Annotated in this window: 22 protein-coding genes and 1 pseudogene; 7 read left to right on the top strand and 16 right to left on the bottom strand. The window is 72.6% G+C overall.

What is annotated here, in order from left to right; all coding sequences use genetic code 11:
* Window positions 1-6 precede the first annotated feature (6 nt).
* From D9V37_RS00175 to hpt, 10 genes are all read right to left on the bottom strand, one after another.
* Window positions 7-2,730: a CDP-glycerol glycerophosphotransferase family protein gene (locus D9V37_RS00175; RefSeq protein ID WP_121804132.1), complete on the bottom strand. Its 2,724-nt coding sequence runs from the start codon at window positions 2,728-2,730 to the stop codon at window positions 7-9.
* 107 nt (window positions 2,731-2,837) lie between these two features.
* Complete coding sequence (locus D9V37_RS00170; protein WP_121804131.1) at window positions 2,838-5,852, bottom strand: CDP-glycerol glycerophosphotransferase family protein; 3,015 nt, start codon at window positions 5,850-5,852, stop codon at window positions 2,838-2,840.
* Between the two features lie 9 nt (window positions 5,853-5,861).
* A complete protein-coding gene (locus tag D9V37_RS00165) occupies window positions 5,862-6,569 on the bottom strand; it encodes a hypothetical protein (protein WP_121804130.1) in 708 nt (235 codons plus the stop codon).
* 18 nt (window positions 6,570-6,587) lie between these two features.
* Window positions 6,588-7,031: a DUF3180 family protein gene (locus D9V37_RS20345; RefSeq protein WP_269778361.1), complete on the bottom strand. Its 444-nt coding sequence runs from the start codon at window positions 7,029-7,031 to the stop codon at window positions 6,588-6,590.
* Between the two features lie 125 nt (window positions 7,032-7,156).
* Window positions 7,157-7,732, bottom strand: coding sequence for a 2-amino-4-hydroxy-6-hydroxymethyldihydropteridine diphosphokinase (gene folK, locus D9V37_RS00155; protein WP_121804128.1), 576 nt, complete (start codon window positions 7,730-7,732; stop codon window positions 7,157-7,159).
* Window positions 7,729-8,091, bottom strand: a complete 363-nt coding sequence (gene folB / locus D9V37_RS00150) for a dihydroneopterin aldolase (RefSeq protein WP_121804127.1) — start codon at window positions 8,089-8,091, stop codon at window positions 7,729-7,731. The genes folK and folB overlap by 4 nt, the downstream gene beginning before the upstream one ends.
* The gene (gene folP / locus D9V37_RS00145) at window positions 8,084-8,944 is read right to left on the bottom strand and encodes a dihydropteroate synthase (RefSeq protein WP_121804126.1); all 861 of its coding nucleotides are present in this window, start codon (window positions 8,942-8,944) and stop codon (window positions 8,084-8,086) included. Before folP ends, folB begins: the two co-directional genes overlap by 8 nt.
* A 10-nt stretch (window positions 8,945-8,954) precedes the next feature.
* The gene (folE, locus tag D9V37_RS00140; protein WP_121804125.1) at window positions 8,955-9,566 is read right to left on the bottom strand and encodes a GTP cyclohydrolase I FolE; all 612 of its coding nucleotides are present in this window, start codon (window positions 9,564-9,566) and stop codon (window positions 8,955-8,957) included.
* Window positions 9,563-11,608: an ATP-dependent zinc metalloprotease FtsH gene (ftsH, locus tag D9V37_RS00135; protein WP_408636180.1), complete on the bottom strand. Its 2,046-nt coding sequence runs from the start codon at window positions 11,606-11,608 to the stop codon at window positions 9,563-9,565. The genes folE and ftsH overlap by 4 nt, the downstream gene beginning before the upstream one ends.
* Window positions 11,609-11,763: 155 nt before the next feature.
* Entirely contained in the window at window positions 11,764-12,315 is a 552-nt protein-coding gene (hpt, locus tag D9V37_RS00130; RefSeq protein ID WP_121804123.1) for a hypoxanthine phosphoribosyltransferase, read from the bottom strand.
* A 38-nt stretch (window positions 12,316-12,353) separates the two neighbouring features.
* Between hpt and D9V37_RS00125 the strand changes: the two genes are divergently transcribed.
* Complete coding sequence (locus tag D9V37_RS00125; protein WP_198412301.1) at window positions 12,354-12,788, top strand: PGPGW domain-containing protein; 435 nt, start codon at window positions 12,354-12,356, stop codon at window positions 12,786-12,788.
* 176 nt (window positions 12,789-12,964) lie between these two features.
* On the top strand, window positions 12,965-13,447 hold the full coding sequence (locus tag D9V37_RS00120) for a phosphoribosyltransferase (protein ID WP_232524654.1): 483 nt from the start codon (window positions 12,965-12,967) through the stop codon (window positions 13,445-13,447).
* A gap of 110 nt (window positions 13,448-13,557) precedes the next feature.
* Here the strand turns inward: D9V37_RS00120 and D9V37_RS00115 are convergent, their stop codons facing one another.
* The 4 genes from D9V37_RS00115 to dacB form a co-directional block, all read right to left on the bottom strand.
* Window positions 13,558-13,884, bottom strand: coding sequence for a TraR/DksA family transcriptional regulator (locus D9V37_RS00115; RefSeq protein WP_232524653.1), 327 nt, complete (start codon window positions 13,882-13,884; stop codon window positions 13,558-13,560).
* The gene (tilS, locus tag D9V37_RS00110; RefSeq protein WP_121804120.1) at window positions 13,877-14,866 is read right to left on the bottom strand and encodes a tRNA lysidine(34) synthetase TilS; all 990 of its coding nucleotides are present in this window, start codon (window positions 14,864-14,866) and stop codon (window positions 13,877-13,879) included. Before tilS ends, D9V37_RS00115 begins: the two co-directional genes overlap by 8 nt.
* A 4-nt stretch (window positions 14,867-14,870) precedes the next feature.
* Window positions 14,871-15,941, bottom strand: a complete 1,071-nt coding sequence (locus tag D9V37_RS00105) for a zinc-dependent metalloprotease (protein ID WP_232524652.1) — start codon at window positions 15,939-15,941, stop codon at window positions 14,871-14,873.
* Between the two features lie 82 nt (window positions 15,942-16,023).
* A complete protein-coding gene (gene dacB, locus D9V37_RS00100) occupies window positions 16,024-17,454 on the bottom strand; it encodes a D-alanyl-D-alanine carboxypeptidase/D-alanyl-D-alanine endopeptidase (RefSeq protein ID WP_158604331.1) in 1,431 nt (476 codons plus the stop codon).
* Window positions 17,455-17,498: 44 nt separating this feature from the next.
* Here dacB and D9V37_RS00095 point away from each other — a divergent pair, with 44 nt between their 5' ends.
* Complete coding sequence (locus tag D9V37_RS00095; protein ID WP_456299562.1) at window positions 17,499-18,032, top strand: inorganic diphosphatase; 534 nt, start codon at window positions 17,499-17,501, stop codon at window positions 18,030-18,032.
* Between the two features lie 36 nt (window positions 18,033-18,068).
* Here the strand turns inward: D9V37_RS00095 and D9V37_RS00090 are convergent, their stop codons facing one another.
* A complete protein-coding gene (locus D9V37_RS00090) occupies window positions 18,069-19,547 on the bottom strand; it encodes an aromatic amino acid lyase (protein ID WP_121804117.1) in 1,479 nt (492 codons plus the stop codon).
* A gap of 125 nt (window positions 19,548-19,672) precedes the next feature.
* On the opposite strand from D9V37_RS00090, the pseudogene D9V37_RS00085 reads away from it, so the two are divergent.
* The 4 genes and pseudogenes from D9V37_RS00085 to D9V37_RS20570 form a co-directional block, all read left to right on the top strand.
* Window positions 19,673-20,395, top strand: a pseudogene (locus tag D9V37_RS00085) (ABC transporter ATP-binding protein); the annotation flags it as partial.
* Between the two features lie 365 nt (window positions 20,396-20,760).
* Entirely contained in the window at window positions 20,761-21,462 is a 702-nt protein-coding gene (locus D9V37_RS00080; RefSeq protein ID WP_121804115.1) for an ABC transporter permease, read from the top strand.
* Entirely contained in the window at window positions 21,459-22,208 is a 750-nt protein-coding gene (locus D9V37_RS00075) for an ABC transporter permease (RefSeq protein ID WP_121804867.1), read from the top strand. The genes D9V37_RS00080 and D9V37_RS00075 overlap by 4 nt, the downstream gene beginning before the upstream one ends.
* A gap of 28 nt (window positions 22,209-22,236) precedes the next feature.
* Window positions 22,237-23,178, top strand: coding sequence for a glycine betaine ABC transporter substrate-binding protein (locus tag D9V37_RS20570; RefSeq protein ID WP_232524651.1), 942 nt, complete (start codon window positions 22,237-22,239; stop codon window positions 23,176-23,178).
* Between the two features lie 118 nt (window positions 23,179-23,296).
* Here the strand turns inward: D9V37_RS20570 and D9V37_RS20565 are convergent.
* The coding region (locus D9V37_RS20565) for an acyl-CoA dehydrogenase (protein ID WP_269778355.1) at window positions 23,297-23,698 on the bottom strand (402 nt) is incomplete at its 5' end.

Raw genomic sequence — 23,698 nt, 5'->3', positions numbered from 1 at the left:
GCACGGCTACAGCAGCGCCGCGAAGAACGCCGCCACCACCCGCTCGGCGGCGTGGCCGTCGACCAGGGAGTTGAAGCGCTGGTTGAAGGAGTCGATCCGGTCGCGGGTCGAGGCGACCAGGTGGTCGTAGTCGCGCAGCTGCGTGACGACCTCGGCGGTGGAGGAGACCAGCGGGCCCGGCGCCGTGGTCGGGTAGTCCTGCAGGAAGCCGCGGACAGTGCCGGTGTAGCGGGCGAGGTCGGGCACCAGGTACACCGCGGGCCGGCCGGTGAGCGCGAAGTCGAAGCGCAGCGAGGAGTAGTCGAGCACGGCGGCGTCGGCGGCCAGGATCAGGTCGTTGACGTCGGGGTAGGCGGTCAGCTCGAGCACGCGGTCGGTGCCCTGGCCGACGCCGTGGAAGCGGTGACCGCGGAAGAGCACCACCCACTCCTCGCCCAGGCCGTCCAGGAGCGTCTGCAGCTCGAGGTGGTGCTCGGCCTCGGCGCGGCGGAAGTCGGTGGCCAGGTCGTCGCGCCAGGTGGGGGCGTAGAGCAGCGCCCGTCGCTCGCCGACGCCCAGCCGCGTGCGCACCTGCGCCCGGATCCGCTCGGCGTCGGGGCCGACGAGCACGTCGTCGCGCGGGTAGCCGAGGTTCAGGATCGTGCCGTCGTAGGCGTACTGCTCGCGGTAGTAGCGGTCGGCATCGGGCTGCGGGGTGAGCAGCGCGGTCCAGGTGCCGCTGGAGCGGGCCAGGTCCTGGGCGATCCGTGACGGCGGGAAGCCGCGTGCTCGCCACTGGTCCAGGCCCATCCGCTTGCTGGGGTAGCCGTGGTAGGTCTGCAGCACCTGCTGGCCCTCGCGGCGCCGGAACCACCGCTCGAGGTCGATGTTGGTGACGATGTGACCCGCCCGCGCCAGCACGTCGTACCACTCGCGGCTGCGGTGCTGCACCGCGCACGAGCCCGGCGGCGCGGCGGGGTGGGAGTCGGCCACGAGCCAGCGGACGTCGAGATCCGGTCGGCGCCGCGCCAGCTCCTGCTGGATCGCCAGCGGGTGGTCGTTCGCGGCCTGGCCGGTGAAGCTCTGGACGTAGACGAGACCCGGGTCGAGCGGCTCGGTGACCTGCGCGTACGCCCGTTGCAGCAGCGCCTGCCGCCGCGGCCCGGCCTCGTCGTCGCTCAACGGCGGGTCGAGCCGGACCACCACGTGCCCGCCGCGCACCCGCACCGTGATCCGGGCCTGCGGGGTCTGGGTCTCCTCGGGGAGCCGGTCGAGCAGGGCCGACGACGGTGCCACCGGCTCGCCGTCCACACGCAGCTCGTAGCGGCCCGACGGCGCGGGCCGCTCTCCCAGGCCCCAGCGGTCGGCGGCCAGCCGGAACCGCCAGGTCCCTGGCTCCTCCTCGTCGCCGGGCAGGCTGACGTCGTCGGACGCCAGGGTCAGGCCACCGGAGACGCCGGTGACGACGACCGAGCCGGCCTCGACCCGGACATCGGTCACCGGGCCGGTGGTCTCGGCCCACCGGCTCATCACGACGCCGTCGGGACGACCCTCGAGCCGGCTGGCCGAGCCGAGCTCGTCGACGGCACCGACCGCTCCCTCGCGCACGACGTCGCCCACACGCACCCGCAGCCGAAGCGGGTCGTCGGTCGCCGGCACGGTGGCCACGAGACGACCGGCGTCGTGGCCCTGCTCGCGATCGCCCAGCCACCGGCTGACGCCGGGGTCGGTTCCGACCTCGGCCGGGAACGTCGCGTCGCCGAGCAGCAGGGTGGCGCTGACCTCGCTCGGGTCGGACTGCTCGACGTGGCGGATGCCGGCGAAGAGCTCGAGGCGCACGTCGTCGCCGACCCGTCGAGCCCGGGTGATCAGGGCCGCCAGCCGTGCATCGTCCTCGGTCAGGACCGCGTGCTCGGCCGGCAGCGGCGGCAGCTCGGCCACGACCCGCCCGTCGACCACGCGGGTGGCGAAGCCCTTGGCGAACCGTCGCGAGGAGACGAAGCGCGTCGTCTCCTCCCGCGAGAGGTTGGCGGCGACCCACAGCGCGGCCCTGCGCTCCACCGGCAGCCCCGAGAGTTCCAGCCCTTCGAGTGCCGCGACGAACCGCTCCCACTGGTCGACGCCGGCCCTCTCGCCGGTCTCGACCAGGTCGAACGCGTCGCGCCAGAGCCAGCCTCGGTCGAAGGCGGCCGGATCGACGGCCAGCTCGCGCCCTTCGGCGTGGACCCGCAGCCGCTCGTCGAGGTCGGCCCACGGGTCGCCGAGCCAGAGCGCCCGCTCACCCCCTCGCGGCACGATGCTCAGCGCGGCGTGCACCTCGCGGTGCTCGGCACGCAGCAGCCGCAGGGCGGTGAGGACGCCGTCGCGGTCGTCGTCGTCGCGCAGTGCCGCCAGCAGCGCCTCGCGGTCGACCAGCATGCGCGCCAGGAGCGGCGGGGCGTAGGGCGCCATCCGCACGACGGCGGTGGGACCGGCCGCAGCCAGCAGGCGCAGCGCGTCGGGGCCCAGGGTGACGTCGTCGGTGAGCACGACGACGGCCTTGCTGCGCAGCCCGGCCACAGCCTCGCGACGCTCGCCGGGCGACCCGATCGTCACCAGCTCGACGTCGACGTCGCGTTGCGCGGCGACGGCCTCGAGCAGCCGGCGTCCGGCCGCCGGCTCCCCGCTCAACAGCGCGACGACGCCCACCCGCGGCCGGCGTACCCGGGCGACGGCGCGACCCAGCGAACGGCGCAGCAGTGAGCGTGACACGGGGCGACGGTATCCACTCCCCCACCTGGACCCGTGCTTCCCCACCGGAGCTCCGGTGGGTCGGTGAGGGGTTCACCACGGTGCCGTGGTGAACCCCTCACCGCGGCCTAGACGGCGGCGAGCCCGAACCTCGGCCCGAAGACGGCCTCGATCACCCGGGCGGCGCTGTGGCCGTCGGCGAAGGGCTGGTAGGCGGCGTTGAACCGGGCCATGGCGGCACCGTGGTGGCGCTCGAGGGCGTCCAGGTCGCGCAGCCGCTCCACCACCGCGGCGACGTCGCCGACCACCGGGCCGGGAGCAGTGGCCAGGTAGGGCACGACGAAGCCGCGCACGTCGCCGCGCACGACGGCCGGGTCGGGCACGCAGAAGACCATCGGCCGGCCCACCAGGGCGGCGTCGAAGCGCAGCACGGAGTAGTCGGTGACCAAGGCGTCGCAGGCGAGCACGAGGTCGTCGGGACGCGGGTGGCCGGTGACGTCGACCAGCCGGGCGCCGTCGGCGGTCGAGCGGCGCAGCGACCGGTCGCCGAGGTGCAGCACCGTCCACTCCTCGCCCAGGCCCTCGCACAGCTCGTGGACGTCGAGCAGCGCACGCATCCGGTTGCTCCGCGGCGGCCGCGCTCCCGGGTCGGGCGCGTGGAGCACCACCGACTGGCCGTCCTCGAGCCCGAGAGCGCTACGCGTCCGCGCGCGCCGCTCGGCGGCGTCGGCGCCCAGCAGCAGGTCACCGCGCGGCATCCCGGTGGTCAGCAGCGGGCCGTCCCAGTCGTAGGCCTCGCGCAGCGCCTCGTCGAGCTCTGGGCCGGGTGAGAGCAACGCCGACCACTGGCCCGCGGTCCGCGCTACCAGCCGCGAGACCCGGGCCGGGGCGAGGTGCTGCTGGGCCCACGCCGGCTCCCCCAGCTCGCGGGTCGGGTGGCCGGGCAGCGTCTGCAGCACGTACTGACCGTCGCGTCGCTCGAAGACGTCGGGCAGCGGCCCGTCGGTGACCAGCCAGCGCGAGGTGGCCAGCGCCTCGAACCACTCCCGGCTGTGGCGCAGCACCACGTCGGCGCCCGGCGGCACCGGCACGGAGTGGTCGGCCACCACCCAGACCCGCGAGATCTCCGGTCGCGAGCGCGCGAGCTCGCGGTCGAGGCCGAGCGGGTTGCCGGCGCAGCGCCCGCCGCGCTCGGACTCCAGCAGCACGTGCGGTTCCAAAGGCGCGCGGACGTCGTAGGACTCGCGCAGCAGCTGCTGGTGCCGCAGCCCCAGCTCGTCGTCGCGCAGCGGCGGGCCGAGGACGACCACCACCGTGTCCTGGGGGCTCCGGCGCAGCCCCACGCGATGCTCGGCGGTGACCGTGTCCCAGCCGAGCGGGCCGAGCGCGGTCTCGTGCCAGCGCACCGGGCGACCCTCCAGCAGCAGCCGGTAGCCGCCCGGCGGGGCGGGGAGGTCGCCGACGCCGAAGCGGTCGCTGCGCAGCCGGAACCGCACGATGTCGCCGTCGACGTGACCGGTCACGACGGCCTCACCGGAGTCGAGCACGGGCGTGCCCCGCACCGGCCCGGAGAGATCGAAGGCCACGAACTCGTCCTCGCGCCGCGCTCGCAGCACCCGCAGCCCCACGCCCGGAGCGCGCTCGAAGGGCTGGTCGCGGCCCACCACGACACCGAGGCCCTCGTTGTCCCAGAACGGCTGGGCGGTTCCGTCGGGCGCCGGCACGAGCGCACCGGCCGAACCGCCGAGGTCGCGGTGGCGGGGGCGGGTGGTGCGCACCACCTGGCCCTGGCTGACGGCGAGCTCGAGCCGCCAGGTGCCCTCGGGCAGTCCGGCCAGGGTGACCAGCACCGTGACCGCCGCCTCGGCGCTGTCCTGGTGGCGCTGGGCGGCGACCGGCTCGGCGTAGGGGTCCGGACGCCGGCGGACCACCGCGGCGACCGCCCGCTGGCCGCCCACCCACCTCGCCTGGACCACCGGCGACGCCAGCGAGAGGTGACGCACGTGCGCGAGCACGTCGACAGCCAGCACGGGGCCGCCGGACACGTCGCCGTCGTCGCCGGTGAGCCAGCGGACCCGTCGTACGGAGGCCCGCAGCGGGCTCTCCTCCAGGCCCACCTCGAGCACCGGGTCGGGCACGTGCAGTGCCTGGGGGTCGACGCCCGGCAGCTCGGCGTGGATGCGGGTCTGGTCCACCCGCGTCGGGAACTGGCCGTCGAGGTCATCGGCCAGGAGCTCGGCCAGCTCGGCCCAGTGCGCCTGACCGGCCAACCAGGCCGCGGCCCGCACCTGCACCGGCACCCGCGCCAGGTCGTTGGGCGGCAGCGCCGCCACCACCGCGCCGACGGTGTCGGCCAGCTCCGGCAGCCGCTGGTAGTCCAGCCGGTGCACCTGACCCAGCAGGTCGGGCAGCGCGGTCGTCAGCAGGTCGCGGATCCAGGCCGCCTTCACCGGACCCGTGACGGTCTGGCGCACCAGCGGCACCATCCGCAGCCAGCCGTCCAGCTGCTCGGGCCAGGACGCACGACGCTCGCCGGCCAGCGGGTCGTCCTCGTGACGCAGCCGGTCGACGACCTCGTCGTCGATGCGGTCGGGGCGGGCGATGAGAGCCCGGGCGCAGGTGGCGTCGGGCAGGTCGCCGTGGGTGGGGTCGAACGACAGCGCGGAGTCGCGCCAGTGGTCGGTCGCGAACAGGTAACGCGCGGGGTGAAACGGGTTGCCGCGGCCCGCGGCGCGCACCACCCGGGAGCCGTGCTCGGCGGCGCAGCCGGTCAGCCGGGCCAGGGCGTGGGGCCGCAACCGGTCACGCGGGTCGAGGAAGAGCAGGAACTCGCTGCCGACCAGTCCGGCACCGGCGTTGCGGGCGGTGTTGCCGCTGGCGCTCAGCTCGGCCAGCCGGACGTCGTGGCGGGCCTGCCGGGCGGCGACGCTCGCGGCCAGCGCATCGGGATTGCCCGGCCCCCACGGGGCCACCACGACCTCGACGTGGAGCTCGTCCTCGGCGGCACGCGCGAGCAGAGCCGTCAGGGCGGGGTCGAGCAGTGGCGCGTCGGCGAACGCACAGCTGAGGACCACGCCCACCCGCGGCGAACCGGGTGAGGAAGGTCGCAGCAGCCGACCGACGCGCCCCAGGAACGAGGACACCCCCGCAGATTAGGCGTTCTCGGCCCGAGAGTCCTCGCCCCAGTCGGCGTGGCGACCGGTCGTCTGCGCGACGTCGGCCGCGTGCTCCTCCCAGGCCATCAGTGCGGTGACCGGGTCGGTCTCCAGGTCGGCCCACTCCGGCACGACCGCGTGACGCAGCGGGGTCGGCGCCGCAGCGGCGCCCTGCTCCTGCTGTTCTCCCGACTGCGCCTGAGCGGCGGCGGCCTGCTGACGCAGGCCCTGCTCGCGCAGGTTGCGGGAGATCAGGCTCTCCATCGCCCCGATCTGGTCGATGGCGTCGCCGAGCCGGTGACGGTAGGTCAGCGCCGACGCCTCGGCCTCGACGGCGCGCATCTCGACGCCGGCCATCGCACCCTCCAGCTCCTCGATCATCCGGTCACGGTGGGCCAGCCGCTCGGCGAGGCTGGCCACGAAGCCTGCGTGCTCGACCGCGCGCGCGGCGAACAGCTCGCGGTAGGCCTGGGCCAGCTCGGTGCGGTCGACGGCGTGGCTGTAGCGGTCCTGCACCAGGCCGGTCCACGCCAGGCGCAGCGCGGTCCAGCCCATCGCCAGCGCGAAGACACCGGCGGCGCCGACCAGGAACTGCTCGCCGGTGGCCAGCGAGGCACCCAGCGCGATGCTGGCCACCGCCAGCAGGCCGACCGCAGCGGTGATCCGCGCACTGCGCGCCTGGCGGCGGGCGGCGGGGATACCCATGTCCATGATCCTGACCGATCAGGGCGGGTCAGAACGGACACGACACGCTCTCTCCAGCAACAATCCCATCACCAGTAACACCAGTCCCCCGACGGCAGCGATGCTGCTGCGCAGCAGCCGCTGGCCCGAGAGCTGGGTCGGCTCGATGCCGAGATGGCCGATCGCGAAGCCGGCGTAGCCGCCGAGCACCACCGCCCCGGCCAGCGCCGCCGCCTTGCCCAGCACCAGCCGGTTGACCGCCTGGTAGGCCTCCAGCTGCTGACCCTGCAGTCCCTGCTGGTCGGGCCGTCGCCCCCGAGACCGTTGCAGGGTGCGCCACGTGCGCAGCGCCACCCAGCCGACGGCCACCGCCAGCAGCCAGATCACCACCACGCTCCACACCGAGATGACCGGCTCGGCCAGGTCGAAGCGGACGCACAGCGGCCGGACCGACCAACCGACGACCGCCGCCAGAGCCCCCAGCCCGACCAGCGGACCGGGCGCCGTGGGCCGGACGTTGCCCGGCGACGGCTCGGGTCGCCGCCCGGGCCCGCTCTCCGGGTCGCCGTCGTCCTCGCGGCGGTCTGGGTCCGGGTCGTGGCGGCTGGTCAGCTGGTGCCGTCCAGGTCGAGGTCGTCGCGCCGGGTCACCCCGTCGCGGCCGACCTGCTCGAGCAGCGTCGCCACCGCGCCGACGCCGGGGATCTCGGCGTCGGGCTCGACGTCGGCCCAGGGCGCGAGCACGAAGGCCCGCTCGTGCGCACGGGGGTGCGGCAGGGTCAGCAGGTCGTCGTCGGCGCGCCGGTCGCCGCACACGATGAGGTCGACGTCCAGGGTGCGCGGCGCGTTGGGCTGGCCCTCGGGCCGCTCGCGGCCGAAGGCGGCCTCGATGGCCTGGCCCCGGTCGAGCAGCCGGTGCACCGAGAGGGTGGTGTCGAAGAGGACCACCGCGTTCAGGTAGGGCTCGGCGTCCTCGGGTGAGTCGACCGGCTCGGTCTCATAGACCGGCGAGACGTCGGTGACCCAGACCTCCGGGGTGTCCTTGAGCGAGTCGACCGCGCCCTGCAGGCTGGCCAACCGGTCCCCCAGGTTCGAGCCCAGCGACACCACCGCTCGCCGGATCGGGTGCATCTCCCCGGTCAGGGTGTCGGTGTCGATGATGTTCGGGTTGGGGCTCTCGGTCACGCCCGGCTCCTCGTGATGGTCAGGGCCACGTCCTGGAACGTCGCGTCGATGGGTGCCTCCGGCTTGTGCAGGGTCACTTCTACCCACTCCACGCGCGCCTGACGCAGCACGACGTCCGCCAGTCTCGTGGCCAATGTCTCGATCAGGTCGACCGGCTCGGAGGTGGCAGCCTCGACCACCTGCGCCACGACACTCCCGTAGTCGACGGTGTCTTTCAAGTCGTCGCTCGCCGCCGCGGACCGGGTGTCCGTCCCGATCGCCAGATCGATGACGAAGCGCTGGCCGTCACGGCGCTCGTGGGCGAAGACGCCGTGGTGGGCGAACACCTCGATGCCGCTGACCCGGAGCGTGTCAGTCATCGCGTGACCACCGGCTGACCACCTTGATCGCGTCGATCGACTTCCTCGCGTCGTGCACCCGGACCCCCCAGACCCCCGCGAGCGCGGCCATCGCGGTGAGGGCGGTGTTCGCGTCCTCGCGATCCTCCACGGGCCGCGGACCGGCTTCGTCGGCCAGCAGCGTGCCGAGGAAGGACTTGCGGCTCGAGCCGACCAGCACCGGCAGCCCGAGGGCGTCCAGCGCGTCGAGGTGGCGCAGCAGCCGCCAGTTGTGGTCGGCGGTCTTGGCGAACCCCAGCCCGGGGTCCACCGCGATCCGGTCGGCGGCGACCCCGGCGGCCAGCGCCGCCGCCACCCGCTGCCCGAGCTCGGCGGTCACCTCGGCCACAACGTCGTCGTAGGCGGCGTGCTGCTGCATGACGTTGGAGTGCGCCCGCCAGTGCATCGCCACGTACGCCGCGCCGGCGTCGGCCACCACGCGGAGGATCCGCGGGTCGGCGAGCCCGCCGCTGACGTCGTTGACCAGCACCGCTCCGGCCGCCAGCGCCGCCTCGGCCACCTCGGCGCGCATGGTGTCGACCGACACCCAGGCACCCTCGGCGGCGAGCTGCTTGATGACGGGCAGCACCCGGTCGATCTCCTCGGCCACCAGCGGTCGGGTGGCACCGGGCCGCGTGGACTCCCCGCCGATGTCGAGCAGGTCGGCGCCGTCGGCCCGCAGCGAGAGCCCATGCGCGACCGCGCGGTCGGCGTCGACCCAGCGGCCACCGTCGGAGAACGAGTCCGGCGTGACGTTGACGACCCCCATCACCACCGGGCGGTCCAGCACCGGCAGCCCCACGACGTGGCGGCGGGTGAGCGGAGGGACGTTCATCGCGGGCCGGTCATCGCGAGGAGTGGATCAGGGCCATGGCCTCCGCGCGGGTGGCCGGATCGCGCATCTGGCCGCGCACGGCGGAGGTGATGGTGCGGGCGCCGGCCTTCTTCACCCCCCGCATGGTCATGCACAGGTGCTCGGCCTCGACGACGACGACGACGCCGCGTGCCGCCAGGATCTCCACCAGCGCATCGGCGACCTGGGTGGTCAGCCGCTCTTGGACCTGGGGTCGCTTGGCGTAGACGTCGACCAGCCGCGCCAGCTTCGACAGGCCGGTGATCTTGCCGGTCTCGCTGGGGATGTAGCCCACGTGGGCGACACCGGTGAAGGGCACCAGGTGGTGCTCGCACATCGACCACAGCTCGATGTCGCGCACCAGCACCATCTCGTCGTGACCGAGGTCGAAGGTGGTCGTCAGCACGTCCTCGGCGCGCTGGCGCAGGCCGGCGGTGAGCTCGGCGTACGCCCGCGCGACCCGGGCCGGGGTGTCGCGCAGGCCCTCGCGGTCGGGGTCTTCACCGATCGCGGCCAGCAGCTCGCGGACGGCGGCCTCAGCGCGGGGAGCGTCGAACGGCTGCGCGGTGACACCCGGGTCGCTGACCGGGCCGATGCTGCTCATGCAGACGCGGGTCCGGGCGGCTGCGGCTGGTCGGTGCCGCCGGTCGGCGCGCCCCCGTGGGTGTCGCCCCCGGCACCGGGCGGGGTCAGCACGACCGCGCCCTCCTCGGCGTCGTCGGGCTTGGTGCCGTTGGCCGCGGCCTTCAGCACCCCCTCGGGGATCTCGACCGGCGGGATCGTCGAGGGCACCCGGTTCGGCGAACCGGTCCAGGCCGGACGACGCTCACGCAGGTGCAGCGGCGCGAAGATCTGCTTGATCTGCTCCTTGTCGAGCGTCTCCTTCTCGATCAGCTCCAAGACGAGCGCGTCGAGCACCTGCCGGTTGTCCTCGAGGATGTCGAAGGCCTCCTGGTGGGCGGTGGCCAAGAACCGCTTGGTCTCCTCGTCGACCACCGCGGCGACGTCCTCGGAGTAGTCGCGGCTGTGGCCCATGTCGCGGCCCAGGAACGGCTCGGAGTTGGAGTCGCCGAGCTTGATGGCGCCCAGGCTCTCGGTCATGCCGTACTGGGTGACCATCGCCCGCGCGAGGTTCGTGGCCTTCTCGATGTCGTTGCCAGCCCCGGTGGTGGGGTCGTGGAAGACCATCTCCTCCGCCGCACGCCCACCGAGCATGTAGGCCAGCTGGTCGAGCATCTGCGAGCGGGTCTGGGAGTACTTGTCCTCATCGGGCAGCACCATCGTGTAACCCAGCGCCCGTCCCCGCGGCAGGATCGTGATCTTGTGCACCGGGTCGTTGCCCGGGAGCGCCGCGGCGACCAGGGCGTGGCCGCCCTCGTGGTAGGCGGTGATGAGCTTCTCCTTCTCGCTCATCAGGCGGGTGCGCTTCTGGGGTCCGGCGATCACGCGGTCGATCGCCTCGTCCAGCGACTGGTTGTCGATCTGCTTGGCGTTGGAGCGCGCGGTGAGCAGCGCGGCCTCGTTGAGCACGTTGGCCAGGTCGGCGCCGGTAAACCCGGGGGTGCGCCGCGCGACGCTGGTCAGGTCGACGTCGGCCGCCATCGGCTTGCCGCGGGCGTGGACGCCCAGGATCTTCTCGCGGCCGGCCAGGTCGGGGGCGTCGACGGAGATCTGGCGGTCGAAGCGACCCGGGCGCAGCAGCGCGGGGTCGAGGATGTCGGGGCGGTTGGTGGCCGCGATGAGGATGACGCCGCCGCGGACGTCGAACCCGTCCATCTCCACCAGCAGCTGGTTCAGCGTCTGCTCGCGCTCGTCGTGACCACCGCCCATGCCGGCGCCGCGGTGGCGGCCGACGGCGTCGATCTCGTCGATGAAGACGATGGCCGGCGCGTTCTCCTTGGCCTGCTCGAACAGGTCGCGCACGCGGGAGGCACCCACACCGACGAACATCTCTACGAAGTCCGAGCCGGAGATGGAGTAGAACGGCACGCCCGCCTCGCCGGCCACGGCGCGCGCCAGCAGCGTCTTGCCCGTGCCGGGCTGGCCGTAGAGCAGCACGCCCTTGGGGATCTTGGCGCCGACCGCCTGGAACTTGGCCGGCTCCTGCAGGAACTCCTTGATCTCGCCGAGCTCCTCGATCGCCTCCTCGCAGCCGGCGACGTCGGCGAAGGTGGTCTTCGGCATGTCCTTGCTGATCAGCTTCGCCTTCGACTTGGCGAACTGCATGACCCGGCCCCCGCCGCCCTGCATGTTGTTCATCAAGAACAGCACCAGGAACAGCACGAGTGCGATCGGCAGCAGCGTGTAGATCAGCGATCCGAGCAGGCTCGCCTTGGCCAGATCGCCGTTGAGCGAGTCGATGGTGCCGGCCTTGTACTGCTTCTCCGCGGCCGAGTACAGGCTCTCCTGGGTGCCCTCGACCCAGATGGCCGAGACCTTCCGGCCGTCGTCGAGGGTGGCGCGGATCTGCTGGTCGCCGTCGACGAAGGTGACGTCCTTGACGTCACCGCTGGTGATGTAGCTCGACATCTTCGCCGTGGTGACGTCGGAGTACCCGCCGTTGTGGGAGACCCACTGGAGCACCAGCAGGACGCCGACCACCGCAATGGCGATCCACACCCACGGACCCTTGAAAATACGCTTCACGTGCACCTACTCCGGCCCCTCGGCCATTGCCTGCCCGGTTGCCATCTGTGCGGTCACATCGAGCCTTCGCCAGTGATAAACGGTACCTGACCTGCTCAACGACCATGCGGGCGCTGCAGGTTCCCTGCCGGTTCCCCCGGACTGCCGTGTTCGCCTCAGGCGTACACGTGGGGGGCCAGGGTGCCGATGCAACGCAGGTTGCGGTAGCGCTCGTTGTAGTCCAGGCCGTAGCCCACGACGAACTCGTTGGGGATGTCCCAGCCGACGTAGGCCACGTCCAGGTCGACCTTCACGGCCTCCGGCTTGCGCAGCAGCGTCGCGATGCGCACCGAGGCCGGGTGGCGGCTGGCGAGGTTCGAGACGAGCCAGCTCAGCGTGAGCCCGGTGTCGACGATCTCGTCGACGATCAGGACGTGGCGACCGGAGATGTCGGTGTCGAGGTCCTTGAGGATCCGCACCACGCCCGAGGACTTGGTGCCCGACCCGTAGGAGGAGACCGCCATCCAGTCCATCTCCAGGTGCCGGTCCAGCGCGCGCGAGAGGTCGGCCATCACCATGACAGCGCCGCGCAGCACGCCGACCACGAGCAGGTCCTCGCCCTCGTAGTCGGCCTCGATGGCCTTCGCCATCTCGGCCAGCCTGGCCAGGATCTGCTCCTCGGTGAAGAGCACCTCGACCAGATCCCCCGCGACGTCGGCCTCGTCCACGCACGCCAGCCTCCCACACGGCTGAGAGGATGGGGACCGTGCCCGGTCTCGTACGCAGCATCGCCATCCAGGTGCTCGGGTGGGCGCTGGTGATCTTCGGCCTCGCCGCCATCTTCCTGCCCGGCCCGGGACTGCTGGCCCTCTTCGCCGGCCTGGCGCTGCTCTCGCAGCAGTACGAATGGGCCGAGCGCCGCGTCGAGCCGGTCAAGCGCGCCGCCATGAAGACGGCTCGCGACAGCGTCGCCACCCCGGGGCGGATCGCGCTCTCGCTGCTCGGCGTCGCCTGGCTGGTCGGGTTCGGCGTGCTGTGGGTCGTCTCCCCCGGCGCCCCCGACTGGTGGCCGCTGCACGAGCGCTGGTGGCTTCCCGGCGGCTGGGGCACGGGCTTGTCGCTGATCGTCTCCGGGCTCGCCGCGCTGGCGATGGTGGTCTACAGCTTCGTCAAGCTGCGACCGGGTCGGGTCGCGGCCTAGGGCTGGGGGGCGGGCCCGGGCCCGGGGGGTTTGCCGGGGGGTTTTGCCGGGCACCCGGCAAAACCCCGGGAAATTCGGCCCCTTAGGCGCTCGATCGGGGGAGTTCCATGCCTACACCGCCCGATTGGTCCGATCTGGTTCACACGTCCGACACACGGCTGTGGTCAGACTGCTCCATGCAGATGGAGGCGGAACCCGAGCGCGAGGTCCTCAGCTACGAGCAGTTCGGTACGGCGGTCGACCAGATCGCCCGACAGGTGGCCGACTCCGGCTTCCGGCCCGACGTCGTCCTCGGCATCGCTCGCGGCGGTCTCGGGCTCGCGATGGGCCTGGGCTACGCACTCGGCGTCAAGAACCTCTCCACCGTCAACGTCGAGTTCTACACCGGCGTCGACGAGCGCCTCGACATGCCGGTGATGCTGCCGCCGACCCCGGCCGCCGTCGACCTCGCGGGGCTCAACGTGCTCATCGCCGACGACGTCGCCGACACTGGTCGCACCATCGAGCTGGTCCGCGACTTCTTCGCCGGTCACGTCGCCGAGACGCGTGTGGCCGTGGTCTACGAGAAGCCCACCACCATCGTCCGGCCCGACTACGCCTGGCGCACGACCGACGCATGGATCGACTTCCCCTGGTCGTCGACCCCTGCCCTGGCCTGAACCGACACGACCCTGCCCGACCCCACCGGTGGGTGCGCCGACTGCGCACTTGCGAGCTCGGCACCGCTGATCCGCCGGATACCGCGCGCCAGGTGCGCAGTTGGCGCACCTCAGCTCGCGCACCCCACACACGTCGTCGCCTGCGGCCGCACCTCCAGCCGGGCCGGGTCGATCGGCCGGCCGCACCGCTCGCAGAGCACCGGGCCGGTGCGGGTCGCCGCCGCCTCCAGAGCGGCCGCCGTCCGGCGGGCGGTCTCGAGCAGGGCGACCAGCTGCTGGCGCTCGAAGGCGATGGTCGCGCCCTCGGGGTCGTGCTCGTCGTCGGCGTTGGAGGACTCCGACGCGGCGTGCACCGCGGCCAGGGACCGTTCCAGGTCGGCGATGCGACGTCGCTGCTCGGCCAGGCGCTCGGCCAGGTGATCGGCCGGCTCAGGCACGACGGTCGACGAAGCGGAGGTGGTCGTCCTCGCGGACCGCGCGCAGGTGACCCGGCAGGTCGACACCGCGCTGCCCATGCCAGTCGGTGACCAGCGCGTCGATGCCGACCACATGCTCGTGGAAGAGCTCCGAGGCCGGGCTGCCGGCGGCCAGCGCCGCCAACCGGATCACGCGCCGCCGGATGGCGTCGTGCTCGCGACGCAGCATCTCCACCGGCAGACCCTGGGGCCCCTGACCGCGGCCGATGTCGTGAAGCAGCCGCTCAGCCTGCTCGTCGAGGTACTCGGTGTCGGCCCGCAGTTGGTCGGCCGTACGGGCGAGAGTGGCCGCGACGCCTGGACCCAGCTCGTCCTCGAGCACCGGCATCACCCGGGATCGCACCCTCGAGCGGGTGAAGCGGTCGTCGGTGTTGTGCGGGTCGGACCAGAACTCGATGCCCTCGACCTGGCAGGCGGTCTCGGTGTCGGCCCGGCCGACGTCGAGCAGTGGCCGCCGGAACCGGTCGAAGCCGCGACGCATGCCCGCCAGCGAACGACCGCCCGAGCCGCGGGTCAGTCCCAGCAGCACCGTCTCGGCCTGGTCGTCGAGCGTGTGGCCGAGAAGCACGAGATCGGCCTCGAAGTGCTGGGCGAGCTGCTGCAGCACGTCGTAGCGCGCCTGGCGGGCGGCCGCCTCCGGGCCGAGCCCCGCGGCGTCGACGGTGACCGACGCGCTGGCCGTCTCGTCGGCGCCCAGCGCCGCCATCTGCTGCACGACGTGCTCGGCACGCTCGCGCGAGCCGGGCTGCAGGCCGTGGTCGACGGTGACGCCGACGACCCGCTGGGCGCGGGCGCGGCGCTCGAAGATCGCCGCGGCCAGCAGGGCCAGCGAGTCGGCGCCGCCCGAGCAGGCGACGAGGACGGTCGCCCCGTCGGGCACCTGGGCCAGCACCCGGCGTACGCCGAGGCGCACGGCGGCGACGCTCGGGTGCGGGCCGGCCATCGGCTCAGCCGTGCACGCGGGCGAGCCAGGCGGCGGGTTCGTGGATCTCGGTCTTGGACGGCAGGTTCTCCGGGCCCTGCCAGACGGCGTTGAAGCCGCTCATCCCGACCTTGTCGACGACCTCGCGGACGAAGACGGCGCCGTCGCGGTACTGGGCCATCTTCTGCTCCAGGCCGAGCAGCCGCCGCACCAGCCGGTCGAGCGCGCCGGCACCCTTGCGGCGGTCGTTGAACCGCGCCCGGATCCGCTCCACGCTGGGGATGACCTCGGGGCCGACGCCGTCCATCACGACGTCGGCGTGACCCTCGAGCAGGCTCATCACGCCGGTGATGCGGTCGATGACCTCCCGCTGGGCCGGGGAGGAGAACACCTCGATCAAGGAGCCCTCGGCGCGGCCGGAGAGCACGTCGCCGACCTTCTTCAGCGCATCACCGAGCACCTTCGCCGGGTCGGACTCGATCTCCCCGACAATCAGCCGCATCTGACTCCACAGGTGGTCGCGCATCCACGGCACGGCGGTGAACTGCACCCGGTGGGTCTCCTCGTGCAGGCACACCCACAGCCGGAAGTCGTGCGCGTCGACGTCGAGCTCGCGCTCGACCTGCACGATGTTGGGCGCCACCAGCAGCAACCGCCCGGTGGCGCCGTCGGCGTCGTAGAACGGGTCGAACTGGCCGAGCACCTTGCTGGAGAGGAAGCCGAGCATGAACCCGAGCTCGGCGCCGGTCACGCGCGAGCCGACCGCCTGCGCCATCGCCGAGGGCGGGCCCTTCTTCTCCTGCAGCTTGTCGATGAGCGGGCTGATCACCTGACCGAAGCCGTCGACATTGGCCTGCAGCCAGCCGCGACGGTCCACCACGAGCACCGGAGCGGTGCGCTCCTGGGCGACCAGCCCGGTGTACTCCCGCACCAGCGGGCTCGACCGCTCGGCACCGCCACGCAGCTCGCCGACGACGTCGGCCGCCTCCTCCCAGGAGACCGACGGACCGTCGCCGGCCATCTTGGCCCCGACGTTGACCGCCAGGTCCCAGTCGATCATCGACGAGCGCCCAGGTGAGGAGCCGGAGTCGGTCATGCCTCGACCCTACGCACCGGCGACCAGACCGGCGCCCCCTCGACCGCTGCAGCAGCGGGCCGCGAGCGGGCCTCCAGGCGGCCTAGGAGCGGCACTGGCAGGACCCCAGCGCGGCGGCGACGGCGTCGAGCTTGGCCTGGGCGTAGCCCTCGTTCGCCGCGGCGACCTTGTCGACCACGAGCACGAAGCCGAGGACGTCGCCGTCGAGATCGGTGGCGACACCGGCCAGGGCGTGGACGCCGGTCAAGGTGCCGGTCTTGGCGTAGACCCGGCCCCGCGCCGCCGGGGGGTCGTGGTCGAAGCGCCACAGCAGCGAGCCGCTGAACCCGGCCACCGGCAACCCGGTCAGCGCCTCGCGCAGCTCGGGATGCTGGGCACTGGAGATCGTGCGGACCACGGCCATCAGCGTCTCCGGTCGCAGCCGGTCCTCGCGAGAGAGGCCGCTGCCGTCGTAGAGGACGGCCCCGTCGAGACCGATGCCCAGCTGCCCGAGGACGGTGTGGACGCCCTTGACCGCGCCGGTGAAACTGCCGCCGTCACCCTCCTTGATGCCGACGTGGCGGGCGACGACCTCCGCGGCGTTGTTGTCGCTGACCAGCAGCAGCCGGGCGACGATCTGCCCCAGTGGCGCCGAGGAGACCGCGGCCACCTGCTGCGCCCCCGACGGCGCCTTGCCGTGCACCGGCGTGCCGATGGTGCGGACGCCGAAGCCGGCGAGGTCGGTGGCGAAGATCTGGGCGGCGTTGAGGCTGGGGTCGCTGACGTAGGTGTACTGCCCCTTCGGCATGGCTTCGTCGACCCACAGCGAGGTGATCGACGGCACGACGGTCGGGAAGTAGTCGGAGGGCCAGTGGGGGTTGAACGCCGGCCCGGAGAACAGGCTGTCGTCATAGCCGAGCCGGACCTGCGTCACGCCGGCCGCCTTGAGCGCGTCGGCGGTGCGGTGCGCGAGTGCCTTGACGCTGGCGCGCTTGGGGTAGGAGTCCTTGCCGCCCGAGGTGGAGGCGAGGAACGGGTCGCCGCCCCCGACCAGCACGACGCGGCGCGTGCCCGGCACCCGTACGACCGTCGTCTCGAACCGGGTGGAGGGGCCCAGCGAGTGAAGCGCCGCGGCGGCGGTGAGCAGCTTGTTGGTCGAGGCCGGGGTGACGTCGCCGGTGCCGTGGTCGAGCAGCGTCGTGCCGGAGTCGAGATCGGTGACCAGGGCACGTACGTGCGTGCCGAGCTTGGCGTCGGCCAGCAGCGAGTCGACCGCCGCGCGGACCTTCGCCGGCGAGGCGCTGCTGCCGGTCTGAGGCTTCGCCACGGCGGCCGCGGGCCGGACCTCGGGCAGGCTCAGCCCGGCGGGTGCGGCGACCTCGGCCGGCTCGGTGCGGGGGTCGGGCGCGATGCCCCACCGGGTGCCGAGGTCGAAGTGCCAGGCGACCAGCGCGAAGGCCAGCAGCCCCACGACCAGGGAGTCGAGCAGCAGCCCCGGCCAGACGCGTCGGCGACGACGGGTGATCCGGGTCACGGTCCTCCTTGCTGATTGTCGGGTCCGGACCATTGTGAGGGAGACTGCGGACAGTTCCGGCGAAGGAGGGTGGCGCGGTGGAGTTCGACGTCCTGGTGGAGATCCCCAAGGGTCAGCGCAACAAGTACGAGGTGGACCACCACACCGGGCGGCTGCGCCTGGACCGCACCCTGTTCACCTCGACCCAGTACCCGGCCGACTACGGCTACATCGAGGACACCCTCGGACAGGACGGCGACCCGCTCGACGCGCTGGTGCTGCTGCTGGAGCCGACGTTCCCCGGCTGCCTCATCCGCTGCCGCGCGATCGGGATGTACCGGATGACCGACGAGAAGGGCCCCGACGACAAGGTCCTCTGCGTCCCGCTCACCGACCCGCGCCAAGAGCACCTGCGCGACATCAGCCACGTCTCCAAGTTCGACCGGCTGGAGATCCAGCACTTCTTCGAGGTCTACAAGGACCTCGAGCCCGCCAAGTCGGTCGAGGGCTCGGACTGGGTCGGCCGGACCGAGGCCGAGGCCGAGATCGCGGCGTCCTTCGAGCGCGAGGGCAAGCAGCCCCCGGCGCCGCTGGACTAAACGGACGGTTCGGGCGGCGTCTGCACGAAACTCGTCTCAGCGACCGGAATTGACGCCGTTTTCCCGGGGTTTTGCCGGGTGCCCGGCAAAACCCCTGCCACCCGCTGCGACCTCCCCCAACCGCCATACCGACCCCTCGGCCAGCAACAGGTCGTTGGTGAGGTCGCGGTCCTCGACGTCGACGACCCCACCGTCGGCCTCGTCGAGCACCGCCAGCACCTGCTCCAACCGCGCCGGGCGGCGGCCCTGCATCCGCAGGCACCGCAGCGCGGTGACGAGCTCGGCGGCGAGCACCGCCCGGTAGCGCTCGACGGCCTCGAGCGCCTGGTGGGCGGCCAGGGTGGCGAACGAGGCGTCCTCCTCGACGCCGCGCGAGAGCGTGACGACCTGCATCCCCGCCGGGGTGGCCATCGCGCGCAGCTCGGCCAGGGCCGAGGCGGCGCTGTACTCCACGATCATCATGCCGCTGGCCGCCGGGGTGCCGTCGCCGAGGAAGGGATGCAGCCCGGTGTAGGAGGGCTCGGCGAGCATCGTCACCCGTGCCAGCGATAGCTGCGCGGACTGTGCCAGTGCGAGCACCAGCGCGTCGAGGGCCTGCACCAGGTAGGCGGCGTGGAAGCCGCCATGGTGGGCGACGCCCAGCCGCGCGGAGACGATCGGGTTCTCCGAGGGCGCCCCGGCCATCGCCAGCGTCACCGAGGCGGCGCGGTCGAGGGCGTCGACCAGCGCGCCGTGCACCTGGGGCAGCGTGCGCAGCCCGAACGGGTCCTGGATGCGGGCGGGGCGCTCGTGGTCGTCGAGGAGGCCGCGCATCGCCCGGCACACCTGCGCGACGCCGGGGAAGGGCGAGGCCGCCTCCACGGCGGGTGAGAACGCCTCGGGGTTGCCGCGCACGGCGGCGAACCCCATCGCCGCGACCACGGGCACCGCGGTCGCGAGCCGGGTCAGGTCCGCGATGGCCAGGACGGAGTCGCCGAGCACCGCGGCGTTGCTGGACATGAAGGTGAGCGCGTCGCCCGCCCCGAACCGCACCGGGTGCTGCGCCGTGCCGGTCTCGCCGGCCAGCACCAGGGCGGTGGTGGCCAGCGCGGCCAGGTCGGCGGTCCCGATGCTGCCGCCCTCACGCACGGGTGGCAGGTCGTCGGAGGCGGTCATCTCCACCAGCGCGTCGACGATCGCCGGATCGACACCGTTGCCGTCGGCGGCCAGCTGGTTCAGCCGCACCGTGAGCATCGCCCGCACCCGCTCGGCCGAGCGCAGCGGTCCCGACGACGTCGCGTGCGAGCGCAGCAGCAGCAGCGCCTGGGAGTCGGGGTCGGGCAGCACCAGGTCGCGGTTGGCGCCGACGCCGGTGGAACGGCCGTAGATCGGGCGCGAGGCCGCGACGTCGGCGGCGAAGGCGTGCGAGGCGGCGATCCGGTCGCGGGCCTCGCGCGAGAGCCGCACGGGCTCGCGGCGGCGGGCCACGGCGAGGACGTCGTCCAGGCTCAGATGGGAGCCGTCGAGCTCGGGCAACCGGTCCCCTCCTCAGAGGTAGTTGTCTAGTTCGTTACACGAGAAAGGGTTCCGAGTGTCGGAGCCGGGTGCAAGGATCTCGTGCTCAGTGCAGACAGGGCACACCCGTGCCGCCAGGAGGCTCGATGATCCGCTTCGACGGCGCCACGAAGCGCTACCCGGACGGCACCGTCGCCGTCGACGAGCTGAGCCTGGAGGCGCCCTCGGGACAGATCACGGTCCTGGTCGGGCCCTCGGGCTGCGGCAAGACCACCTCGCTGCGGATGATCAACCGGATGATCGAGCCCACCTCCGGCACCATCTGGCTCGACGACACCGACACCGCGAGCCTGCCCGCGCACGAGCTGCGTCGCCAGATCGGCTACGTCATCCAGAACGCCGGCCTCTTCCCCCACCGCACCATCGTCGACAACGTCGCCACGGTGCCGCTGCTGCTGGGCGAGGACAAGACGAAGGCCCGCGCCCGGGCGATGGAGCTCATCGAGCGGGTCGGCCTCGACCCGGCCTTCGCCAAGCGCTACCCCGCGCAGCTCTCCGGCGGCCAGCAGCAGCGCGTCGGCGTGGCCCGGGCCCTGGCCGCCGACCCGCCCGTGATGCTGATGGACGAGCCGTTCTCGGCCGTCGACCCGGTAGTGCGCGAGCAGCTGCAGGAGGAGTTCCTGCGGCTGCAGAACGACCTGGGCAAGACCATCGTCTTCGTCACCCACGACATCGACGAGGCCATCAAGCTCGGCGACCAGGTCGCCGTGCTGCGCGTCGGCGGCAAGCTGGCCCAGCTCGCCGCCCCCGCCGACCTGCTGGCTAGACCGGTCGACGCCTTCGTCGCCGGGTTCGTCGGTCGCGACCGCGGCTACCGGGCGCTCGGCTTCACCGGAGCCGGCACCATCGACACCCACCAGGAGCCCAGCGTCGCCGTCGGTGCGGCCTACCCCGGCCACGGTGCGGGGATCGACGGCTGGATCCTCGCCGTCGACGCCGACGGCAAGCCGCAGGGCTGGCTGCCCACCGGCGAGGAGCAGCGGGGCGACGTCGTCACCGATGCGATGCTCTACCGCGGCGGCACCCTGGCCGCCCAGGGCGGCTCGCTGCGCGCGGTGCTGGACGCGTGCCTGTCCTCGCCGTCGGGCCGCGGCGTGGTGGTCGACGACTCCGGCCGGCTGGTCGGCTCGGTCACCGCCCGCGAGGTGCTGGACCTGATCGAGAAGCGCGGCTGATGCTCACCCTCCTCGACTCCGCGAGCTCCTCGCCCTGGTACTTCTTCGGGTACTTCCTCGACCACCGCGCCACCGACCTGGGCTGGCTGTGGGACCACACCTGGCTCTCGGTGGTGCCGGTCGTGGTCGGGCTGCTGCTCGCGCTGCCGCTGGGCTGGCTGGCACGCCGCTACTCCTGGGCGTATCCCCCGATGATGTCGATCACCGGCCTGCTCTACACGATCCCCTCCATCGCGCTCTTCGTGCTTATCCCGCCGCTGCTCGGGCTCGACCCGCTGACGCCGCTGCAGGTGCCGATCGCGCTGTCGATCTACTCCACCTCGCTGCTGGTGCGGGTGGTCGCCGACGGCCTGGGCGCGGTGCCCACCGAGACCGTGCAGGCCGCGACGGCGCTGGGCTACCGGCCGCTGGCCCGGTTCTTCCGCGTCGAGCTGCCGATCGCCGTGCCGGTCATCACCGCCGGGCTGCGGGTGGCCGTCGTCGCCAACGTCAGCATCGTCGCGGTGGCCGGCACCATCGGCCTCGACAACCTCGGGCGGCTCTTCGACCAGGGCTACACGCTCTCGGTCACCGAGCCCTACTACCCGCCGATCGTGCTCGGCATCGTCATGTGCGTGCTGCTGGCGCTGGTGCTCGACGCGATCGTGCTCCTGGTCGACCGAGCACTGACCCCGTGGCGGCGGGCGGTGCGCAGCCGATGATCTTCAAGACCCTGGGCTGGCTCACCGACCCCGGCCACTGGCGCAGCACCCCGTTCGACACCGGCATCCTCGGCCAGCTCGGCGCCCACGTCGGGTTCAGCGTCATCGCGCTGGTCATCGCGCTGGTCATCGCGCTCCCGGCCGGCCTGGCGATCGGGCACACCGGACGCGCCACGTGGGTCGTCAGCGTCGCCAACGCCGTGCGCGCACTGCCCACCATCGGCGCCCTGGTGCTGCTCGTGGTCATCATCAGCCCGCACTTCTACGGGCGTACCAACGCCGGCTTCTTGATCCCCACCGAGATCGTGCTGGTGGTGCTGGCGATCCCCCCGATCCTGTCCAACACCTACGCCGGCGTGCAGAACGTCTCCCCGGCGGTGCGCGACGCGGCGTTCGGCATGGGCATGACCGACCGCCAGGTGCTCGGCCGCGTCGAGCTGCCCAACGCGCTGCCGCTGATCTTCTCCGGGTTCCGCTCGGCGATGTTGCAGGTCATCGCCACCGCCACCATCGCCTCCTACGTCACCCTCGGCGGGCTGGGCCGCTTCATCTACGACGGCCTGGCGCAGAAGGACTACCCGCAGATGATCGGCGGCGGCGTCCTGGTCGCCGCCCTCGCCCTGGTGGCCGACCTGCTGGTCGCCGTGGTCCAGCGCTACGTCGTCTCGCGCGGCGTCAGCGGCCGCTTCCACCGGAACACTTCCGTCGACAGCAGGGTTGCCGCCCTGGTCGAAGAGAACGTCTGATCCCCACCCTCACGAAATGAGATCGAGAATGAGAACCAACAAGCTCATCGTCGCCGCGGCCACCGCCGCGCTCGCCCTCGGGGGTCTCACGGCCTGCGGGTCGAGCTCGGACTCCGGCTCGTCGACCAACGGCACCGTCGCGGGCGGCTTCATCTTCGGCGGCCCGCCGGAGTTCAAGACCCGCACCGACGGCATCCCGGGCCTGAAGAAGAACTACGGCGTGGAGTTCGGCAAGTACAAGGTCACCGACACCGGTGGCCCGGTCACCGTGGGCGCGCTCAAGCGGGGCCAGATCGACGCGGCCGACCTGTTCACCACCGATCCCTCGATCGAGGCCAACGGGTTCGTGATCCTCAAGGACCCCAAGTCGAACTTCGCGGCGCAGAACATCGTGCCGATCATCAACAAGACCAAGGCCACCGACGGCGTGAAGCAGGTGCTCAACGGCATCCAGGCCAAGCTCACCACCGAGGGCCTGGGCGAGCTGCTGGACAAGATCCAGAACAAGAAGCAGGACCCCGACGCCGTGGCGAAGGAGTGGCTCTCGAGCAACAGCCTCGGCACCACCGGCACCTCGGCCAAGGGCGTCACGCTCACGGTCGGCTCGGCCAACTTCCCCGAGAACGTCGTGCTGGCCGACATCTACGCCGACGCCCTCACCGCCCAGGGCGCCACGGTCACCAAGAAGCTCAACATCGGCAGCCGCGAGAAGTACTACCCGGCGCTGGCTGGCGGATCGCTGGACCTCTTCCCCGAGTACACCGGCACGATCCTGCAGTACATCGACAAGAACGCCAGCGCCACCAGCCCCGACGACGTCTACACCGCCCTGACCAAGGCGCTGCCGGCGAACCTCGTGGCGCTGGACAAGGCCGAGGCCCAGGACTCCGACGCCGTCGTGGTCACCAAGCAGACCGCGCAGAAGTACGGGCTGTCCTCGATCGCCGACCTGGCCAAGAAGACGAAGTAGGGCGGGCGGGTTTCGCGACGGCGCTAGCGCACCTCCTCGACCGCCGCCGTGGCGGTGGTTGAGGAGGTCGCGCAGCGACCGGCTCGGCGCCGAGACCCGAGCTCGAGCTGTCCGGCGTTCAGTCGCCCGGGTGGAGCAGCGGGACGTCGTAGAGCTCGACCGGCACCCCGAAGGCGTCGACGTAAGCCTCGGCCACCGGGCGCACCCGGCGACAGATCCGACCGACCTCGTGGCTGACCGCCTTGGAGCGCTGGCTGGAGAGTCGGCCGTGCTCCATGAACCAGGCCCGGTCGGCCTCGATGGTCTCCAGCGCGTAGAGGTCGCGCAGCAGCACCAGCGCTTCCTTCTCGCCGCCGTCCTCGAGTGAGTCGACCTTGGCGGTGAACGCCTCGAGCACCAGCCGCTCGACGTGGGCGCGGGCCAGGTGGATGACGTGGTCCTGGCAGCGGCTGAACACCACCACCGGGTCGAACTTGTTGTCGATGCCGCGCTTGAGCCGGCGCGCGACGCTGCCGAGCAT

It is taken from the genome of Nocardioides mangrovicus (assembly GCF_003674065.1).
GTDB lineage: Bacteria > Actinomycetota > Actinomycetes > Propionibacteriales > Nocardioidaceae > Marmoricola > Marmoricola mangrovicus.
This window is presented reverse-complemented; position numbering and strand designations above follow the sequence as displayed.